The organism is Streptomyces swartbergensis (genome assembly GCF_002148965.1).
Lineage (GTDB): Bacteria > Actinomycetota > Actinomycetes > Streptomycetales > Streptomycetaceae > Streptomyces > Streptomyces swartbergensis.
In genome coordinates, this window is sequence record NZ_NGFN01000505.1 from 1 (window position 1) to 4,564 (window position 4,564).

The 4,564-nt window shown below is 74.4% G+C and carries 5 protein-coding genes; 2 read left to right on the plus strand and 3 right to left on the minus strand.

The features are described 5' to 3' along the window. Positions 1–160: 160 nt before the first annotated feature. Complete coding sequence (locus CA983_RS41040) at positions 161–1,186, plus strand: O-antigen ligase family protein (RefSeq protein ID WP_086605754.1); 1,026 nt, start codon at positions 161–163, stop codon at positions 1,184–1,186. A 12-nt stretch (positions 1,187–1,198) separates the two neighbouring features. Here the strand turns inward: CA983_RS41040 and CA983_RS41045 are convergent, their stop codons facing one another. Both CA983_RS41045 and CA983_RS41050 read right to left on the minus strand, forming a co-directional pair. Further along, positions 1,199–1,753 (minus strand): hypothetical protein, encoded by a 555-nt coding sequence (locus tag CA983_RS41045; RefSeq protein ID WP_086605755.1) that lies wholly within the window; start codon positions 1,751–1,753, stop codon positions 1,199–1,201. Positions 1,754–1,868: 115 nt separating this feature from the next. Continuing rightward, positions 1,869–2,654, minus strand: a complete 786-nt coding sequence (locus CA983_RS41050) for a glutamate racemase (protein WP_086605756.1) — start codon at positions 2,652–2,654, stop codon at positions 1,869–1,871. A 39-nt stretch (positions 2,655–2,693) separates the two neighbouring features. Between CA983_RS41050 and CA983_RS41055 the strand changes: the two genes are divergently transcribed. Further along, positions 2,694–3,887: a glycosyltransferase gene (locus CA983_RS41055; RefSeq protein WP_086605757.1), complete on the plus strand. Its 1,194-nt coding sequence runs from the start codon at positions 2,694–2,696 to the stop codon at positions 3,885–3,887. 14 nt (positions 3,888–3,901) lie between these two features. On the opposite strand, the gene CA983_RS41060 is transcribed toward CA983_RS41055, so the two are convergent. Next, on the minus strand, positions 3,902–4,564 hold a 663-nt coding region (locus tag CA983_RS41060; RefSeq protein ID WP_425276509.1), incomplete at its 5' end, for a TerD family protein.

Sequence of the window (4,564 nt, forward strand, 5' to 3'; positions counted from 1 at the left end):
ACGGTGTCCCGAAGCCTCAGTCGTGCGGCTGGTGGCGGCCCGTGCGCCCGGGGTCTTCACAGGTCGGGGGCGACGTGGTGCTGGGGGGCGGGGCAGGGTGGGTTCCGGTGGGCTGACGTCCGAGTCCGGACAGGGCGCGGACGCTGAGAGACCGATCACTGTGGACGCGGCGGGCGTCGTGGTGCTGGGTGCCTGCGCCGGCTGGTCCCTGATCACGGCGGCGGTGCACGACGGCCGGCCCGAGGGTGTGCTGCTCGCCGTGCTGGCCGTGGCGGCCGGGTACGCCGCCGGACGGATCGGCGGGGCGCTGCTGCCGGTCGGCGCGCCCTGCGCCGGGGCGCTGGCCGGAATCGGGCTGACCGTGGCCGTTCCGCACCTCGCGCCGGGCCCCCAGATCACCACGCCTCTCGGGCATGCCGGGGCGACGGCTGCCGTGCTGACGCTGTCGGCCGGTGCCGCGTGCTGCGCCGCCTGGGCCGCTCGTGTTCCGGCCGTGCGGTTCGCCCTGCGTCTGCTGGCCGCCGGGACGGCGGTGCTGGCGGCGGTGCTCGGCTCGGCCACCGGCTGTGTCACCTCGGTCGCGGTGCTGCTGTGCTCGCTGGCCGCCGGCCGCACCCGGCACCGCGGCGCCAGCCTCGCCGTACTGGGCACGGTCGCCGCCCTGGTGACCGGTCTGACCTGGGCGGTCGCGGCGCGGGCCGTGCCGGGCGGGCTCGTGACCGCCTTCGAAGAGCGGCTCACGCCGCACCGCGTACAGCTCTGGCAGGACGCCTGGCATCTGCTGGGCGACGACGCTGTCCTGGGGGGCGGCCCGGGGCGCTTCGGGGAGCTGAGCACGACGTCCGCGCAGTCACTGCTGTCCGACGGCAAGCCCCACTCGGCACCCCTGCAGCAGGCGGCCGAACAGGGGATCGTCGGTGTGGTCCTGCTGGCGGCGGCGTTCGGCTGGGTGCTGTACGCGCTGTGGCGCGGCCCCCGCCCGACGCCGGTGGCGCTCACCGCGGGCGCGGCCCTGACGGCGCTCGCGGCCATCGCCGCGATCGGCAACGCGCTCAGCTTCACGGCGGTGTCGGTCGGTGCGGGACTGCTGGCGGGCATGGCCACGGCCCGGCCGCTCGTCGTCGAACCGGCGAGCACCGCGCCGGACACGCGTCGCCGGCGCGCCGGACGCACCCCGGCGTGGTGATCGGAAGCCCGTTCAGTGTGCGTGAGCGCCCGGCTTGGCCCGTCCCAGCCGCGCCTTGATCACCTGTACGGCCGCCTCCGCGTCGTCCACGGTGATCGTGAAGGTGTGTCCGTCCCACAGCTCCAGCACGACGCCCTCACCCCGTCGTACGACCACCGCGGTGCCCTTCTCCGGCAGCCATCGGTAGCCCCAGCCGCCCCAGTGGCGGGGAGTGACATGGGAGATGTACGTGGCGCCCGCCACATCGGAGAGCGGGATGCGGCGGCGGGGCAGGCCGATGTGGCCGCAGCGCACCTCCAGGTGCTCCTCGTCGACCCGCAGGGCGACGTGCACGAAGGCGAGCGTTCCGAAGAGGACCAGCAGCCCGGCGGCGATGCAGCCGACCACGGCCATGACCAGCGGGGCGATACCGGACGTCCAGGCCGAGTCGACGGCCAGTTCGATGCCCAGCGCCATGCAGGCGGCGCCGATGAGCGCCAGCAGCCACTGGACCCGGTTGGTGGCCCGGCCGGTCCATACGTCGGGGTGCGCGTGGGGAGCGTTCTCGCCGTGGCGGTGGTCCCTCATGCATATGAGGTTACTCAGGTTTCGCTCCGCTGGTACCTCATGGCGGAGCGTGACTGCGCCGGCCGGGCGGCGTGCCGGATCGGGCACGCCGACGACGCTCGGTGACCGGTGCCGGTCAGCCGGCCGGCGTGACCGCCCGCAACAGCCGCCCTTCGTCGTACGCCAGGGCGGGTGCGGGCAGCGTGCCCTCGCGTCCGCTCAGCAGGACGGTCAGGGTGCCGTGGGGCGTGGCGCCCGGCGCGGGCTGCTCGCCGAGCCGGCGCAGGGCCTGCGCGACCACGGCGCCCGCGGAGCCGTGCAGCACGAGGGGCGGCCGGCCGGGGCGCTGGACGGCGGCCCGGATGCGCTCGGCGACCAGTTCGTAGTGGGTGCAGCCCAGGACGACGGTGGTCACCTCGTCGGGGGTCAGTGCGGCGGCCGCGGACACGGCCGCGTCGATCGCCGCCTCRTCCGCGCGTTCGACGGCCTCGGCGAGGCCCCAGCAGGGCACCTCGGTGACGGGCACCCCGCCGGCGAAGTCGCGGATCAGGGTGCGCTGGTACGTGCTGCCGGTGGTGGCCGGGGTCGCCCAGATGGCGAGGTGTCCGCCGCCGGCCGCGGCCGGCTTGATCGCCGGGACGGTGCCGATGACCGGAAGCCCGGGTTCGAGGCGGGCGCGCAGGGCGGTGAGCGCGTGCACGGTGGCGGTGTTGCAGCCGACGATCAGGGCGTCGGGGCGGCGCGCGGCGGCCGCCTCGGCGACGGCCAGGGCGCGCTCGGTCAGGTCTTCCGAGGTCCTCGCTCCCCACGGCATGCCCTCGGGGTCCAGGGAGAGCACGAGATCGGCGTCGGGGCGCAGCCGACGAACCGCGGCGGTGGCCGCCAGCAGACCGATTCCGGAGTCCATGAGCGCGATCTTCACCCGATCACGATAGACGATGCGCGGTCCCGGGCCGTTCCGGTGGGGCAGACTGCGCGCGTGAGCGCCGTTGTGTGGACTGCCGCTGGATCGCTTCTCGCCTGGCTGTGGCTGCTGCTCTGTCAGGGCTTCTTCTGGCGCACGGACGTGCGGCTGCCGCCGCGCCGGGAGCCGGACGTGTGGCCGTCCGTGTGCGTCGTCGTCCCGGCCCGCGATGAGGCGGCGGTGCTGCCGGCCGCGCTGCCGTCGCTGCTGAGGCAGGACTATCCGGGGCGGGCGGAGGTCTTCCTCGTCGATGACGGCAGTACCGACGGCACCGGTGACCTGGCCCGGGAACTGGCGCGCGGGAACGGCGGGCTGCCGCTGACCGTGGGCTCGCCGGGTGAGCCGCCCGCGGGCTGGACCGGCAAGCTGTGGGCGGTGCGCCACGGCATCGGCCTGGCACGCGCGCGTGACCCCGAGTACCTGCTGCTGACGGACGCCGACATCGCGCACGCGCCGGACAGTCTGCGGGAGCTGGTGGCGGCGGCCCGTGCGGGTGGGTTCGACGTCGTCTCGCAGATGGCGCGCCTGCGGGTGGAGAGCGTGTGGGAACGGTTCGTCGTGCCCGCCTTCGTCTACTTCTTCGCGCAGCTCTACCCCTTCCGCCGGATCGGCAAGGAGGGCACGCGCACGGTGGCAGCGGCCGGTGGCTGCGTCCTGCTGCGGGCTCAGGCCGCCGAACGGGCGCGGATCCCGGACGCGATCCGGCACGCCGTGATCGACGACGTGGCCCTCGCGCGGGCGGTGCAGCGCAGCGGCGGCCGCGTCTGGCTGGGGCTGGCCGACCGGGTGGACAGCGTCCGGCCGTATCCGCGGCTGGCCGACCTGTGGCGGATGGTGTCGCGCAGTGCGTACGCCCAGCTGCGGCACAACCCCCTGCTGCTGGCCGGGACGGTCGCCGGGCTGGCGCTGGTGTATCTGGTGCCCCCGGTGGCGGTCGTGGTGGGGATGGCGGCGGGGGACGCGGCGGCAGCGGTCGTCGGAGGGGCGGCCTGGCTCGTGATGACGGGGACGTACGTGCCGATGCTCCGCTACTACCGGCAGCCGATGTGGCTCGCTCCCCTGCTGCCGTTCACCGCGTTCCTCTATCTCCTCATGACGGTCGACTCGGCGGTGCAGCACTACCGGGGACGCGGCGCGGCCTGGAAGGGCCGCACCTACGCCCGCCCGGACGCCGTACCCGACGAGGGCTGACGGCGCGGGAGGAGTCACTTCCGGCCGGGGGTCCAGTTCATGCCCCACCCGTAGGCGTAGTCGACGGTCCGCTGGGGGCTCACCCCGCGCTCGGGCACGAGGTAGCGCGCCTCCCGCTGGACGACCAGGTCGCCGCCCGTGTTGGTGATCAGGGCGAGCGCGCACACGGGCGAGGGAACGGTGCACTCGTCGAGGGAGAAGTCGACGGGGGCGCCGTGCTGCGGCCGGAGGGTGACGGTGGCGTTCAGGTCGGCGAACGAGCGGGCGCCTTCGTAGATGGTGACGAAGACGAGGATGCGCCGGAAGTCGTTCTTGTGGTCGAGATTGACGGTGAGGTTCTCACCGGTCGATACGGCGCCGGTGCGGTCGTCGCCGTCGAGGTGGATGTACGGGGGCTGGTGCAGTGCCCCGAAGGCGTTGCCGAGGGCCTGGACGACGCCCTTGCTGCCGTCGGTGAGTTCGTACAGCGCACACAGGTCGAGGTCGAGGTCGGAGTGCATGGCGGCCGGGCGGCCGAACTTGCTGCTCCATCCCGAGAACTGCTTGCGGACCTGCCAGTTGAGGTTCACGTGCAGGGCGCCGGAGGTGCCGCCCTGCTTGGTGAGCGACACGGAGGGGGCCGCCTTGGTGAGCGTCACCTTGGTGAGGCGGACGGGCTCGGGCGGTGCCGCCGGGGG

Bases quoted from the DNA above. Each gene is read 5' to 3' on its own strand.
- CA983_RS41045 (WP_086605755.1), bottom strand. From the start codon at position 1,753: ATGAGGGACCACCGCCACGGCGAGAACGCTCCCCACGCGCACCCCGAC.